This window comes from Streptomyces hypolithicus, assembly GCF_052934925.1.
Genome location: NZ_CM128811.1, coordinates 3,827,798 through 3,842,278, shown reverse-complemented (window position 1 = coordinate 3,842,278; position 14,481 = coordinate 3,827,798). Strand labels below are relative to the sequence as shown.

Here is a 14,481-nt window from a genome sequence, read left to right as displayed (position 1 = left end):
ACCCCCGGCACCGATGCCCCCCGGCTCCGACGGAGGCGGGGCCCCCGGCTCCGAGAGAGGGGGGTGCCAGCTCCGGTGGACGCCGCCTCGCACTCCACGGTGCCAGGAGGGGACGTGCCGGGGCGCTCCCCGCAGGGCGTCGAACGCAACCACCGAGCAACAATCCACGATGCCCGAACGTTCGGCGCCCGAGGAGACGCCCCGACACGTCACCGACCCCACGGCCCCGCAAACGCGCCCCAGGCCCCCGCCCCCCGTCGCCCCAGCTAAACCCCGGTGACCGCCACCGCCGCCTGAGGCCGAATCGGCAGCCGGTTGACCGGCCGCCCCGTCGCCGCCCGAACCGCAGACGCGACCGCCGCCGGCGAGGTAACCACCGGAACCGCGCTCGCCGGCTTCGCCCCGAACGGCGCGACCACGTCACGCTCCTCCACCAGCTTCACGATCCGCACATCCGGCGCGTCCAGCGCCGTAGGCAGCGCGTAGTGGGTCAGATCCGGATGGCGCACGAGCCCCCGCGGCGTCCGCAGGTTCTCCGTGAGCGCCGCACCCACCCCCTGCGTGACACCCGCCTCGATACGGGTCGCCAACTGGGCCGGGTTCAGCACGCGCCCCACGTCCTGGGCCACCGCCATCTCCACCACCCGGATCGACCCCAGCTCGATGTCGACGTCCACGATCGCCCGGATCGCGCAGAACGCGAGCCCGACGAACGCGTCACCCTGCCCGGTGTCGTCCAGCGGCTCCGTCGGATGGGGCCGACACTGGGCCGTGGCCCACAGTTCCTTGCCGTCCATCGCCTCGGCGACGGTCGTCGAGAGCACCCCGTCGTACGACGTGATCTTCCCGTCGGCGATCTGGAGCAGCTCCGTGGACATCCCGAACTTGTGGGCCAGCGGCTGCAGAAGCTGCGTCCGCACCATCTTCGCCGCCCGCTCGACCGCCCCGCCCGACACCCACGTGTGCCGCCCGTGCGTCGCCGGCCCGGCCGGGGGCTGGTCGGTGTCCACCGACGCCACGTGGACCTCTTCGACGCCCAGCGTCTCCTGGACGATCTGCCGGGCCAGCGTGGAGAAACCCTGACCGGTCTCCACCGCCGCGCACATCACGGTGGCCACCGAGCCATGGACCTTCACGGTCGCCGTGGACACCTCGTCCGCGCCCTCCGCCCCCAGCATGTGCACCATGCCCACCGCATAACCGACCCCCCGGCGCACCGCACTCGGCTCACCGGCCCCCTCCGGCCCGCCCGGCAGCAGCCAGTCGTCCCGCGGGGTGTCCTTGGGCAGGGCGGGCAGCGGGAAGTCCCGTACGGCGCGCAGCAGTTCGGCGACCGGCGCCGGGCAGGTCACCGTCTGCCCGGTGGGCAGCAGGTCACCCGTCGCCAGTACGTTGCGCAACCGCAGCTCCGCCGGGTCGATGCCCAGCTTCGCCGCGAGCTTGTCCATCTGCCCCTCGTACGCCGCGCACACCTGAAGCGCGCCCTCGCCCCGCACATGACCGGACGGCGGGTTGTTCGTACGGACCGCCCAGCCCTCGATGAAGGCGTGCGGCACGACGTACGGACCGCAGGCGAACGAAACCGCCGCCGCGAGCGACTCGGACGAGGCGTCGGCGTACGCGCCCGCGTCCAGCAGAATCTGCGCCTCCACCTTGACCAGGCGGCCCTCCGCGTCCGCGTGGTGGCGGTAGCGCAGCAGGGTGGGGTGGCGGTGGGCGTGGCCGAGGAAGGACTCCTCACGGGTCGCCGCGAGCTTCACCGGGCAGCCGGTCTTGAGCGCCAGCAGGCCGAGCGGGATCTGGAAACTGCCGTCCTCGCGGTCGCCGGTGGCTCCGGGGACGCCGGTGACGACGACCTTGACGCGCTCCTGCGCCAGGCCGAAGCAGGCGGCCGCGCGGTCCCGGTCGGTGTGCGGGTCGGTCGACGCCGTGTAGATCTCCACGCCGCCGTCCGGGCGGGGAACGGCGAGTCCGGCCTCTGCCCCGACGGGGGCGGGGTCCTGCCGGCCGATGCGGTACAGGCCCTCGACGATGACCTCGCCCGCCGTCTCCGGGTCCCCGAAGCTCAGCGGGATGTGGCGGATCAGGTTGCCGTCGGGGTGCAGCGGCTCGGCGGCGAAGGCCTGCTCCGGGTCGGTGACCGGCTCCAGGATCTCGTACTCGACGGCGATGGCGGCCGCGGCGAGGCGGGCCGTGTCGGGGTGGTCGGCGGCGACCGCGGCGATCGCCTCGCCGTGGTGGCGGACCAGGTCGGACGCGAAGACGGGGCGGTCGGCGACGAGGCGGCCGTGCGCCGGGTCGCCCGGCACGTCGGCGTGGGTCACCACGGCCCGTACGCCGGGCATCTCGGACGCCGCGGAGGTGTCGACCGAGACGATACGGGCGTGGGCGTGCGGGGAGCGCAGCACGGCCGCCCACAGCAGGCCCTCGGCCCACAGGTCGGCCGCGTACGGGAAGGTGCCCTCGGTCTTCGCGCGCGCGTCGGCCGACGGGAGGGAGGCGCCGAGGCCGTGGGCGGGCGGCTCGGGCCGGGTGAGGCCGTCACCGGCCGCCGGGGTGCCGCCGGCGGGGGTAGCGGTGGCCGCGTCGTTGCTCACGCCATGCCTCCGTCGTGCGGGTGGGGCTGCTGGACACTGCCCGCGCCGGGCGGCGCCTGGTGCGGGATGCGGGCCTCTTCGGCGGCCGCGGTCGCCGCGCGCTCGGCGACGACGTCGCGGACCGCTTCGAGCACTCCGCGGTAGCCGGAGCAGCGGCACAGGTTGCCGCACAGGGCCTGGCGGGTCTCCAGCTCGCTCGGGGCGTGGTTGCCTTCGAGCAGGTCGTGGACGGTCATGGCCATGCCGGGTACGCAGAATCCGCACTGCACGGCGCCGCAGTGGGCGAGGGCCCGCTGGACATCGGAGGGTTCGCCGTCGGTGGCGAGGCCTTCGACCGTACGAACCTCGCTGCCGGCGGTGGTGGCGGCGGGAACCAGGCAGGAGGCGACGAGGCGGCCGTCGACCTGGACGGCGCAGGCGCCGCACTCGCCCTGGGAGCAGCCGTCCTTGGCGCCGGCCAGACCCAGGCGCTCGCGCAGGACGTAGAGGAGGGACTCGCCGATCCATGCCTCGGTGACGGGTCGATCGGTGCCGTTCACCCGCAGGACGTAGGTGGCGTGGGGATGGTCGCTGTGGGCGGCCCGGGGGTCGGCGTCCGCGGGCTCCGCCTCCGGGGCGGGCGCCGGCACGTCGGCGTCCGGGTCCGGCTCCGGGGCCGGGTCCGGCTCCGGGGCCGGGTCCGGCTCCGGGTCCGGAGCGGCGGAGCTCTGCTCCGGACCCCGGTCCTCGAACTCCCCCACGGCCTCCGGGGCATGGGCGGGGCCCCCACGACGGGCTGAGGGCGCCTCCCCGGCTGCGGTCGGCTCAGAGTACGGCTCCGGCGCCCGCTGCTCCGGCTCCGGCTCCCACGGCGCTCGGGCGCCCCCCGGCAGGGTGTGGCCCGCTTCGGGGGCGTCGGCCCAGGGGGCCGCCGCGCCGCCGGGGAGGGTTGCCGGGCGGTGGGGGGCGGTCCACTGGGCGGCCAGGGCTGAGGTGGTGAACTCGCCGGAATCGTCCGGGAGGTCGCCGTTCGCCACCGGGATCGTCCACTGGCCGGTGAGTTCCGAACCCGCCGTGGGTGCGGGCGCGGCGTCGTAGCTCCACTCGCCGGCTGCGGTTGCGGCGGCTTCGGGCGCGGCGTCCGGAACGGGCCAGCGCGTCACGCCCGGCGCCGACTCCACAGCCCACGTCCCGGTGGCGCCGGGGTCGGTCGCCGCGCCGGGGGTCATGGTGATCTGCGGCGGTACGTAGTCGTGGCCGGGCGCGGCCAGCGGATCGCCGGAGCCACCGAAGTCCGTCAGGCCCTCGGGCAGCTCCACGAAGGCGGTGGCGTCCGCGTCGTACTCACCGGCCTGCGGCAGCGGCCGCCAGCCACCGGGATACGGGGGCCCCGGCGGCGTCCCGGGGTTCTCGTTCTCGCTCACGACAGTGCCCTCCCCAGCGCTCGTCGGGCCAGCGCGGCGACCGTGCGCCGCAAGTGCAGTAGGGCGGGCGGCAGCGGGTCCGGCCGGCTCCCGTCCTCAGCCGGGGCCGGGTCCGGGATGCAGGCGGCCGCGACGTACTCGCCGAACGCCGTGCACGCCTCCGGGGCCAGCTTGCGGGCCGCGTCCCACTCGATCAGCGAGGCGATCCAGCGCTCGGCGTCCAGCGGCCGCAGCGGCATCGGCGCGATGGCGCCCACCGCGCACCGCACCTCGCGCCTGGCCGGGTCGAGGACCAGGGCGAGCGAAGCGGTCGCGCGGCCGGGGCCGGTGCGTCCGGTGGCTTTGAAGAAGACCTGCGGGGCGTGCAGCAGCGGTACCCGTACGAAGCCGATCAACTCGCCGGCGCCGAGCATCTCCCGGCCGGCCAGCAGATGCGAGACCGGGATCTCGCGGCGTGCGCCGCCGGGTCCCGCGATGACCAGCGTCGCTTCCAGCGCGGCCAGTACGGGCAGGGAGTCGCCGGTCGGAGCGCCGGTCACGACGTTGCCGCCGAGCGTGCCGGCGTTACGGATCTGGGGCGGGCCCGCGGCGCGCGCGGCCGCCGCGAGCGCCGGGATGAGGGCCGCGAAGTCGGGCCGTCCCATCCGGGCGTGCGTGAGGCCGGCGCCGAGCAGGGCGTGCCCGTCCTGGTACTGCCAGCCGCGGATCTCGCTGATCCGGCCGAGCCCGACCAGGGCAGCGGGGCGCAACTGACCGGAGTTCACTGCCGCCATCAGGTCCGTACCGCCCGCGACGGGCACGGCGGCGGGCATGGCGGTCAGCGCCGCCACGGCCTCGTCGAGCGAGGACGGCAGCGTCACGGACTGCGCCGTCTGCGGTGCGTGCGTGGTCAACCCAGCTGCCCCTTCCCGGTGTCCCGGCTGTCCCGTCTGCTGCGCCGTACGGTACGTGCTCACAGCCCGGACGTGGCAACTCTGGCACATCTTGTGAACCGGCCGACGCGAGGGTCGGCCGGGCACCCGCGGGGACTCCCTCGTCCCCCTGCAGGGCATTAGTCCGGTTTCGCACTTCCTTGGCGGTGCGCGCTGATTGGCACTCTTCTGCGACCCTTGCGTGACCCTTGTGCGACTTACGACTTTTGCCGAGCGAAGGTCTCCACGGTGCCAGGCCCGGCTCGGCGCGGCACGCAGCTTCCCCTCAGGCTCACACGTTTGGGGGTGTCCCCTCGATCGGACGTCCGAGACCGGCCGCGTTCCCGTCGGGGGCCGGGCGCTGCTGCCAGGGCAACGGGCCGCCCGGTGGCCGGTAGTCGACGCCGAGGGCGTCAAGTCGTCGGTAGTGGCTCGCCATTCGCGTCTCGAAGCCGGAGAAGTCGCGCTCGGCGGGCGCCGGCAGGTCCGACCAGGCGACCTCGGCGAAGGCCGCCAGCCGCGGGAACGTCTGGTAGTCGACGCGGCCCTGGTTCTCCATCACCTCGGTCCAGACGTTGGCCTGGGTGCCGAGTACGTGCCGCGCCTCCTCCGGTGTGAGCTGCTGCGGCACGGGCTCGAAGCGTTGAAGTGTTCTCCTGGCTGAGGCCGGGAGATTCCTGCCTACCTTGCGGTGGCGGGTTTGACGCGGCGGGCGCGCCTGACGACTGCCCTCCCGGCAGCCGGGACGAGCGCGAGGCCCATCCGGTACAGGTGCAAGACGTTCCGGGACGCGTTGTGGTCGACGCTCCCTTCCCAGCCGCACTCGGGGTTCTTGCACACGAACACGGCCTGTGACTCCCGGCTGCCGGGTGTGGTGAACCCACAGGCCGAGCAGCGCTGGGAGGTGCCGGGGGCGGGGACCTTGTGCAGGGTGCCGCCGCGCTGGGCGGTCTTGTACGTCAGCATCGTCACGGCCCGTCCCCATGCCTGCTGGCTGATGGCACGGTTCAGGCCGGACTTCTGGGCGACGTTCTTCCCCGGCTGGTCGATGGTGCCCTTGGCGGACTTGACCATGTTCGTGATGGTGAGTGCTTCGACCACGACCGTGCCGTACTTCCCGGCGATGGCGGTGGTGGTCTTGTGCTGTCACCAAGTACGGGCGCCGGTCGGTCTGAGGACGAGGTAGCCGTCCACTACGAGGCGATAGCCCTCCGGGCCGAATTCCTGCTCGACCTCGGGGTCGATGCGCAGCTCGATGCGGTTGCCGGCCCGCGTGCTGTCCGTACCGGGCGCCAGCGGCAGCCCGGTGGCGGCGCCGACCGTCGCGCGCAGCCAGCGGGCGGTGCCCTCCGTGCCGGGTTGCGCGAAGAGGACGGTGTCGGGGCCCAGGGGGTAGTGGCCCTTGGCGGGGGCGCCCAGGCGGCAGCTCCGGGAGCCGGTACCAGATCGAGCACGGCGTAGTCCTTACCAACGACCAACGACCAGCGTGAATGGCGTGAATCGCGTACGGAGGAGGAGGGCGGCCGGAGAGCAGCGCGGCCCCCGCGGCACGCCGCTGCGCACTGCGGGGGCCGGCCCCGGAACCTGCGTACCGCTACTTCTTGCCTACTACCTGCCTACTTCTTGCCGCTGTTGTCCTTGCCGCCCTTGCCCTTGTCCTTGTCGCCGCCGGCGCCGAGATCCTCGAAGATCTCCTTGCACATGGGGCAGACCGGGTACTTCTTCGGGTCACGGCCGGGGACCCAGACCTTGCCGCACAGCGCGACGACGGGCGTGCCCTCGAGCGCGCTCGCCATGATCTTGTCCTTCTGGACGTAATGGGCGTACCGCTCGTGGTCTCCGTCGCCGCGCGAGGTCTGCGGCGTCGGCTCGACGAGGGTCCCCGTACCTGCCCCGCGCTCGGGCTCGGGCTCAAGAGTGCTCATGACGTCCAAGGGTACTCACCCCGGGCCCGTTCAGTTCAGACTCGGGTCGTCCGGGTACGTCGCGATCATCGCCAGTTCGCTGCGCTGCCTGCGCAGGACCGCCCGCCACAGGGTCTCCGGTTCGGGGGACGACACGTCGCCGGGTTCCGACTCGACGACGAACCAGGCGCCGCCCTCCAGTTCGCCCTCCAGCTGGCCCGGGCCCCAGCCCGCGTACCCCGCGAAGATCCGCAGCGAGCCGAGGGCGGCGGCGAGGAGTTCCGGCGGGGCGTCCAGGTCGACCAGGCCGATCGCGCCGTGCACCCGGCGCCAGCCGAGGGGTCCTTCGTCGCCGGGGATCACCGCCACGCCGAGCGCCGAGTCGAGCGAGACCGGGCCGCCCTGGAAGACGACGTCGGGAACCCCCGCCAGGGTCGCCCACGGCAGCAGAACGTCACCGACGCCGACCGGCGTCGGCCGGTTGAGGACCAGCCCGAGCGAGCCCTCCTCGTCGTGGTCGATGAGGAGCACCACCGCGCGCGCGAAGTTCGGGTCCACCAGCGCCGGGGTCGCCACCAGCAGCCGCCCTGTGAGCGAGGACACCTCCGTCATGCGGGACATGATCCCGCACATCGGCGCTCCGGGGGGAGCGGACGGCACTGTTCAAGGGTGCGCAGCTCAGGGCGCACCGCAGCAGCGGGAGCGCGCGCCCGCGGAACGTAACACTCCGCAGAGATGAGCCTGCGGAGCGTGTTGTGTCTGATTCATGACATACACGGGGCCCCCTCGGCCTTACGGGACAGGGGCACTCGCCCCTTACTCTTTTCTCTGGCCCCCTGTCCGACAACTCCGGAACGCGAGATCCATGACCGGCACTGACGATGTACTGCTTGTCCACGGCGGCACCCCGCTCGAGGGCGAGATCCGCGTCCGCGGCGCCAAGAACCTGGTGCCGAAGGCGATGGTCGCCGCGCTCCTCGGCAGCGGCCCCAGCCGCCTGCGCAACGTGCCCGACATCCGTGACGTGCGCGTCGTACGGGGACTGCTCCAGCTGCACGGCGTGACGGTGCGCCCCGGCGAGGAACCGGGCGAGCTGATCCTCGACCCGTCGCACGTCGAGTCCGCCAACGTCGCCGACATCGACGCCCACGCGGGCTCCTCGCGCATCCCGATCCTGTTCTGCGGCCCGCTGCTGCACCGGCTCGGCCACGCGTTCATCCCGGGCCTCGGCGGCTGCGACATCGGCGGCCGGCCCATCGACTTCCACTTCGAGGTGCTCCGCCAGTTCGGCGCGACCATCGAGAAGCGGGCGGACGGCCAGTACCTGGAGGCCCCGCAGCGGCTGCGCGGCTGCAAGATCCGGCTGCCCTACCCGTCGGTCGGCTCGACCGAGCAGGTGCTGCTGACGGCCGTGCTGGCCGAGGGCGTCACCGAGCTGTCGAACGCCGCCGTGGAGCCGGAGATCGAGGACCTCATCTGCGTACTGCAGAAGATGGGCGCGATCATCTCCATGGACACCGACCGGACCATCCAGATCACCGGTGTGGACGCGCTCGGCGGCTACAACCACCGCGCGCTCCCGGACCGCCTGGAGGCGGCCTCCTGGGCGTCGGCGGCGCTCGCTACCGAGGGCAACATCTACGTGCGCGGCGCCCAGCAGCGCTCGATGATGACGTTCCTGAACACGTTCCGCCGGGTGGGCGGCGCGTTCGAGATCGACGACGAGGGCATCCGCTTCTGGCACCCGGGCGGCCCGCTCAACGCGATCGCCCTGGAGACGGACGTGCACCCCGGTTTCCAGACCGACTGGCAGCAGCCGCTGGTCGTGGCACTGACGCAGGCTTCGGGGCTGTCCATCGTCCACGAGACGGTGTACGAGTCCCGCCTGGGCTTCACCTCCGCGCTGAACCAGATGGGCGCGCACATCCAGCTCTACCGCGAGTGCCTCGGCGGCTCCGACTGCCGCTTCGGCCAGCGCAACTTCCTGCACTCGGCGGTCGTCAGCGGCCCCACGAAGCTCCAGGGCGCCGACCTGGTCATCCCCGACCTGCGTGGCGGCTTCTCGTACCTGATCGCGGCCCTGGCGGCCCAGGGCACGTCCCGGGTGCACGGCATCGACCTGATCAACCGCGGCTACGAGAACTTCCTGGAGAAGCTCGTCGAGCTCGGCGCGAAGGTCGAGCTGCCGGGCGGCGCGCTCGTCTGACGGCTCAGCACGTACGCCGAAGGGGCGGCCACCCGGATCATCGGGTGGCCGCCCCTTCGGCGTACGTTGCGTGCGTGCGCAGTACGTGTGTGCGTGCGCAGTACGTGTGTGCGTGGGTCGTGCGTGCGCTCGTCAGTCCTCGTCGGCGGACGTGGAGGACGTCTGCGAGACCTTGCCGTCCGCGCCGGACGAGAGCGGACCCGTACCGAGGCTCGCCGCGAGCGTCGCCGTCAGCAGCGCGGCGCCCACGAGGAAGAGGAATCGGCTCGGGCGGTTCGGATTCACTTCGCGCACGGTTCACTCCCGGTCAACTGAGTCGGACCAGAAGCTCCTGACCACTTTCCGGAAAAGCAAACCTCCCGGGCGGAAAATATTCCCGGTCGCCGGAAGGAGTGCGCGAGCTGCGGCTGCGCGAGCAGGGCCGCGCGAACGCCGATGGGGGCGGCCGCCCGGCGTGTTCCGGGTGGTCGCCCCCATCGGTTCTGCCTTGGGGGTGTTACTTGCCCTTGGCGGCTTCCTTGAGCTTGGAGCCCGCGGAGACCTTCACGCTGTAGCCGGCCGGGATCTGGATCGGGTCGCCGGTCTGCGGGTTACGAGCGGTGCGAGCGGCACGGTGGGTGCGCTCGAAGGTCAGGAAGCCGGGGATGGTGACCTTCTCGTCGCCCTTGGCGACGACCTCACCGATGGTCTCGGCGAGAGCGGCCAGCACGGCGTCGGCGTCCTTGCGGGTCACGTCGGCGCGGTCGGCCAGGGCGGCCACCAGCTCACTGCGGTTCATGTTTGTACTCCCGTGTTCTTCTTGCCTGTAAGGCGTGAGATCGAAGCCGATGCTGCCAGGGCCCTCGGACAGTCCCCGGACCCGGGTCTGTCGTCAGACCCTCGCGCCCAAATACGCATCCTGCCCCCACACGCGGCGGGAAAGCCAATCCGGCACTCTCCGGAGTCACACGAAAAGCGCCGCTGCTTCGCGTTGGTGACGCTCCGTCCGCTGCCGGAAGCGGACCGCATGGACCTGCCGGGGTCTGCGGGCTCGCTGCCCGCCACCCTAGAGGGGCCCGCAATCCCCCGCGACCCGCGACGCGCCGGGTGGGTGCCGCGGGTCGCGGCGCGGGGTCAGAGGGAAGTGGAACCCGTCACAGCGGCCCCGGCCGCCTTGGCGGCGCTGCGCACGGCTCCGGCGACCGCGCCCGCCACCTTGTCGTTGAAGACGGACGGGATGATGTAGTTCGCGTTGAGCTCGTCCTCGGTGACGACGTCGGCGAGGGCGGCCGCGGCCGCCAGCATCATCTCCGTGTTGACGGTCCGTGAGTGGGCGTCCAGCAGGCCACGGAACACACCGGGGAAGACCAGCACGTTGTTGATCTGGTTCGGGAAGTCCGAGCGACCGGTGGCCACGACTGCCGCCGTCTGACGGGCGATCGCCGGGTCGACCTCGGGGTCCGGGTTGGCGAGAGCGAACACGATCGCACCGTCCGCCATGGCCGCCACGTCTTCTCCGCCCAGCACGTTCGGAGCCGATACGCCGATGAACACGTCCGCGTCGACCACGGCCTCCTTGAGGGTGCCGGTGACGCCCTCCGGGTTGGTGTTGTCGGCGACCCAGCGCAGCGGTGACTCGGGGGCGGCGGCCACCAGGTCCTCACGGCCCGCGTGCACCACGCCGTGAATGTCGGCGACCACCGCGTGCTTGACGCCCGCGGCGATCAGCAGCTTGAGGATGGCCGTACCGGCCGCTCCGGCGCCGGACATGACGACCCGTACGTCACCGATCGACTTCCCGACCACCCGCAGCGCGTTGGTGAGCGAGGCCAGCACCACAATGGCGGTGCCGTGCTGGTCGTCGTGGAAGACGGGGATGTCGAGGGCCTCGCGCAGGCGTGCCTCGATCTCGAAGCAGCGGGGCGCGGAGATGTCTTCGAGGTTGATGCCCGCGAAGCCGGGGGCGATAGCGCGGACGATCGCGACGATTTCATCGGTGTTCTGGGTGTCCAGGCAGATCGGCCAGGCGTCGATGCCGGCGAAGCGCTTGAACAGGGCGGCCTTGCCCTCCATGACCGGCAGTGCGGCCATCGGGCCGATGTTGCCGAGGCCGAGCACCGCGGAGCCGTCCGTCACCACCGCGACGGAGTTGCGCTTGATGGTGAGGCGGCGGGCGTCCTCGGGGTTCTCGGCGATCGCCATGCAGACCCGCGCCACGCCCGGGGTGTAGATCATCGAGAGGTCGTCACGGTTGCGGATGGGGTGCTTGGACGCCATCTCGATCTTGCCGCCGAGGTGCATCAGGAACGTACGGTCGGAGACCTTGCCCAGCAGGACACCGTCGATGTCGCGCAGTCCTTCGACGATCTCGTCGGCGTGCGCGGTCGAGCTCGCCGCGATCGTGACGTCGATCCGCAGCTTCTCGTGACCGGAGGCCGTCACGTCGAGGCCGGTCACCGACCCGCCGGAGGACTCCACGGCCGTGGTGAGCTGGCTGACCGCGGTCCCGCTCGCGGGAACCTCCAGCCGGACCGTCATCGAGTACGAGACGCTGGGCGCCGTTGCCATGACCGGATTCCTCTGCTTTCCCTAGCTTCTTTGCCAACGCCGCCGCGACTGTTGCCCGGCAACGCAATCCGATGGTCGCACCTACCTGCTGGTAGCAGGTAATGCGGGCATTTTGTTATCGGACACCGTGTTTTCGGAAACTGTTTTCCACCATACGAGAAGTGCAGGGGAAACAGAAGAGGTCCGCGCCACCCGTGGGGCGACGCGGACCTCTTCTGTACGTACATACGACAACAAGCGCTAGGTGGCACCGGCCCGCCATGCTCGCCTCGCGGCAAGTGGTCGCTCTAAGCGACGAAGGTTGGGCCCGGGGGCTTGGATCGAGCCGGTGCCAACACCAGGCTAACAAACCACTCCGGGAAGTGACTCCCTCTCGGCGCCTTGACCGCGGATCAATCGCTGAGCAGCGCCGGAACCCCGGTCGCGGCGTCCGGCTTGTCGCGGTCCGCCGACACGATCGTGAGCTGCTGCGTCGCACGCGTCAGCGCCACGTACAGCACGCGCAGGCCCGCCGGTGACTCCTCGGCGATCTCGCCTGGCGACACCACGACGGTCGCGTCGTACTCCAGCCCCTTAGCCTCCAGGCTGCCGAGCGCCACCACCCGCTCACCCAGCGGCGCGAGCCACCTGCCGGCCTGGGCGCGCCGGTTCATGGCCACGACCACGCCGACCGTGCCGTCCACGCGGTCCAGCAGGCGCTGGGCCTCCTCGCGGACGGTCCGGGCGAGGTCCTTGTCCCGTACTGCGCGAAAGCGCGGCTCGACGCCCGTGGAACGGACGGCGGCCGGCGACTCCATGCCGGGCATGGCCAGCGCCAGGACCTTCGCCGCCAGGGCGGCGATCTCCGCGGGGTTGCGGTAGTTCACGGTGAGCGTGAAGCGGCGGCGCGGGCGGGCGCCGAGCGCCTCGTCGCGGGCCTCGGCCGCCTCCTGGGGGTCGGACCAGGACGACTGGGCCGCGTCCCCGACGATCGTCCAGGTCGCGTGCCGGCCGCGGCGGCCCACCATCCGCCACTGCATGGGGGTGAGGTCCTGCGCCTCGTCGACGATGACGTGCGCGTACTCGGTGCGCTCCTGCGCGAGACGCTCGGCCCGCTCGCGCTGCGACTCCTCGCGCTGCGGCATCAGCTCCTCCAGGCCGCTGAGCTGGTCCAGCGGGTCGTACTCGCGCTTCCTCCTCGGCTGGGCCGGGGTGCCGAGCAGCATCTGGAGCTCGTCGAGCAGCGCCACGTCGTGCACGGACAGCGGGCCCGTGCCGTCCGCGTCCAGGCGCCCCAGCGAGCGCGCCAGCCGGCGGGTCTCGCGCGGGTTCAGGACCCGGCGGGCCCAGCGGCCCAGGCGCCTGTCGTCGGCCATGGCGGCCAGTACCCGGCGGGGGGTGAGCTCCGGCCACCAGGCGGCGAGGAAGTCGATGAACTCCGGCTCGGTCGAGATGTCCTCGTCGAAGCCGGAGCGCAGCTCGGCCTGCAGCTCGGCGTCGGTGTATCTGCCGCGGCCGCTGGACTTCGACCACAGGGCGTCCAGCAGCAGCTTGCGGGCGCGCGGGCGCAGCAGGTTGACGGGGGCCGTGCCACCCAGGACGTCGTGCCGGATGCGGCGCAGCTCCTCGGCGTCCAGCTCGACGCGCTGCCCGAAGGCGATGACCCGCAAGCGGCCGGGCGGCCCGGCCTGCGCGGGCTCCTCCTCGCCCGCACCGAACGCCAGCTGACCGTCCTCGGCGGGAGCGGCCGGGTCGGGCGCCGCGTCCAGGGCGCCGCGCGCGGCGCTCCGCAGCACCTTGAGCATGCGCGAGGAGCCCTTGATGCGGGCGATGCCCGGTTCGTCGTACGTCGACGCCTCCGCGCCGTCGACGAGCGAGCCGACCGCGCGGATCGCGACCTGACCCTCCTCGCCGAGCGACGGCAGCACGCCCTCGGTGTACGCGACGAGCAGCGGTGTCGGCGATACGACGAGGATGCCGCCGGCGTAGCGCCTGCGGTCCTGGTAGAGCAGGTACGCGGCGCGGTGCAGCGCCACCGCCGTCTTGCCGGTGCCGGGGCCGCCGGAGACCTCGGTGACCGAGGCCGCGGGGGCGCGGATCACCAGGTCCTGCTCAGCCTGGATCGACGACACGATGTCGCGCATGGTGTGGCTGCGGGCCTGCCCCAGCGCGGCCATCAGCGCGCCGTCGCCGATGACGGGCAGCGGAGCGCCGTCGATGGTGGCCGTCAGCTCCGGGCGCATCAGGTCGTCCTCGACGCCGAGCACCTTGCGGCCCTTGGAGCGGATGACCCGGCGGCGTACGACACGTCCCGGGTCCTTGGGCGTGGAGCGGTAGAACGGCGCGGCGGCCGGCGCGCGCCAGTCGATCACCAGCGGCGAGTAGTCGGAGTCGAGTACGCCGATGCGCCCGATGTGCAGGGTTTCGGCGATGTCGGCGGCGAGGTCGGGGCGTACCGCGTCGTCGGCCGCCTCCACCGACGTGTACGCCCCGTCGGGGCCCTTCTGGCCGTCCTTGCCGCGGAGCAGGTCGATGCGTCCGAAGAGGAAGTCCTCGAATTCGTTGTTGAGCCGGTTGAGATGGATCCCGGCGCGGAAAACCTGCGCGTCGCGCTCGGCGAGCGCGCCGGGCGTGCCGACCTGGCCGCGCTGGGCGGCGTCGTTCATGAGGAATTCCGCCTCGTGGATCTTCTCCTCCAGACGGCGGTACACCTGATCCAGATGATCCTGTTCCACACCGATTTCACGTGTCCGTGCCGACTCCTGTGAGGAGGAGTCGGCGACGGAGTTCACGGAATCGACAGCGGCATCCTGCGCGGCCACCGGGGCCCCCTTCTGACGTGCTGCGAGCAGCCGTCAACCGTACGCGAAGGGGGGCGGTCAGCGCACCTGTCCGCAGCGGCGCAATGGGGGGATCTGCCAGGATCTGTCAGGC

12 protein-coding genes and 1 pseudogene are annotated in these 14,481 nt (G+C 72.3%); 1 reads left to right on the top strand and 12 read right to left on the bottom strand.

Annotated features, from left to right (window positions below):
- Positions 1–266: 266 nt before the first annotated feature.
- From ACU6WZ_RS18095 to ACU6WZ_RS18060, 8 genes and pseudogenes are all read right to left on the bottom strand, one after another.
- Positions 267–2,597 (bottom strand): xanthine dehydrogenase family protein molybdopterin-binding subunit, encoded by a 2,331-nt coding sequence (locus ACU6WZ_RS18095; RefSeq protein ID WP_447029077.1) that lies wholly within the window; start codon positions 2,595–2,597, stop codon positions 267–269.
- Positions 2,594–4,000, bottom strand: coding sequence for a (2Fe-2S)-binding protein (locus tag ACU6WZ_RS18090; protein WP_447029076.1), 1,407 nt, complete (start codon positions 3,998–4,000; stop codon positions 2,594–2,596). Before ACU6WZ_RS18090 ends, ACU6WZ_RS18095 begins: the two co-directional genes overlap by 4 nt.
- On the bottom strand, positions 3,997–4,893 hold the full coding sequence (locus tag ACU6WZ_RS18085; RefSeq protein ID WP_447029075.1) for an FAD binding domain-containing protein: 897 nt from the start codon (positions 4,891–4,893) through the stop codon (positions 3,997–3,999). The genes ACU6WZ_RS18090 and ACU6WZ_RS18085 overlap by 4 nt, the downstream gene beginning before the upstream one ends.
- 310 nt (positions 4,894–5,203) lie before the next feature.
- Positions 5,204–5,572 (bottom strand): annotated as a pseudogene (locus ACU6WZ_RS18080) (family 20 glycosylhydrolase); the annotation flags it as partial.
- A 20-nt stretch (positions 5,573–5,592) separates the two neighbouring features.
- Positions 5,593–6,012, bottom strand: a complete 420-nt coding sequence (locus ACU6WZ_RS18075; RefSeq protein ID WP_514132732.1) for a zinc ribbon domain-containing protein — start codon at positions 6,010–6,012, stop codon at positions 5,593–5,595.
- A 45-nt stretch (positions 6,013–6,057) separates the two neighbouring features.
- Entirely contained in the window at positions 6,058–6,300 is a 243-nt protein-coding gene (locus ACU6WZ_RS18070) for a glycoside hydrolase family 20 zincin-like fold domain-containing protein (RefSeq protein ID WP_447034110.1), read from the bottom strand.
- A gap of 227 nt (positions 6,301–6,527) precedes the next feature.
- Positions 6,528–6,836 carry a DUF3039 domain-containing protein gene (locus ACU6WZ_RS18065; protein WP_447029074.1) on the bottom strand — a complete coding sequence of 103 codons (309 nt, stop codon included), beginning with the start codon at positions 6,834–6,836 and terminating at the stop codon, positions 6,528–6,530.
- 30 nt (positions 6,837–6,866) lie between these two features.
- Positions 6,867–7,427 (bottom strand): YqgE/AlgH family protein, encoded by a 561-nt coding sequence (locus ACU6WZ_RS18060; RefSeq protein WP_447034109.1) that lies wholly within the window; start codon positions 7,425–7,427, stop codon positions 6,867–6,869.
- A gap of 253 nt (positions 7,428–7,680) precedes the next feature.
- Here ACU6WZ_RS18060 and murA point away from each other — a divergent pair, with 253 nt between their 5' ends.
- Positions 7,681–9,021, top strand: a complete 1,341-nt coding sequence (gene murA / locus ACU6WZ_RS18055; protein ID WP_447029073.1) for a UDP-N-acetylglucosamine 1-carboxyvinyltransferase — start codon at positions 7,681–7,683, stop codon at positions 9,019–9,021.
- A gap of 132 nt (positions 9,022–9,153) precedes the next feature.
- Here murA and ACU6WZ_RS18050 read toward each other — a convergent pair whose 3' ends face one another.
- From ACU6WZ_RS18050 to ACU6WZ_RS18035, 4 genes are all read right to left on the bottom strand, one after another.
- The gene (locus ACU6WZ_RS18050; protein ID WP_447029072.1) at positions 9,154–9,315 is read right to left on the bottom strand and encodes a hypothetical protein; all 162 of its coding nucleotides are present in this window, start codon (positions 9,313–9,315) and stop codon (positions 9,154–9,156) included.
- Positions 9,316–9,517: 202 nt separating this feature from the next.
- Positions 9,518–9,799 carry an HU family DNA-binding protein gene (locus tag ACU6WZ_RS18045; RefSeq protein ID WP_447029071.1) on the bottom strand — a complete coding sequence of 94 codons (282 nt, stop codon included), beginning with the start codon at positions 9,797–9,799 and terminating at the stop codon, positions 9,518–9,520.
- Positions 9,800–10,134: 335 nt separating this feature from the next.
- On the bottom strand, positions 10,135–11,568 hold the full coding sequence (locus ACU6WZ_RS18040) for an NAD-dependent malic enzyme (RefSeq protein WP_447029070.1): 1,434 nt from the start codon (positions 11,566–11,568) through the stop codon (positions 10,135–10,137).
- Positions 11,569–11,960: 392 nt separating this feature from the next.
- Positions 11,961–14,369 (bottom strand): HelD family protein, encoded by a 2,409-nt coding sequence (locus ACU6WZ_RS18035; protein WP_447029069.1) that lies wholly within the window; start codon positions 14,367–14,369, stop codon positions 11,961–11,963.
- Positions 14,370–14,481 lie beyond the last annotated feature (112 nt).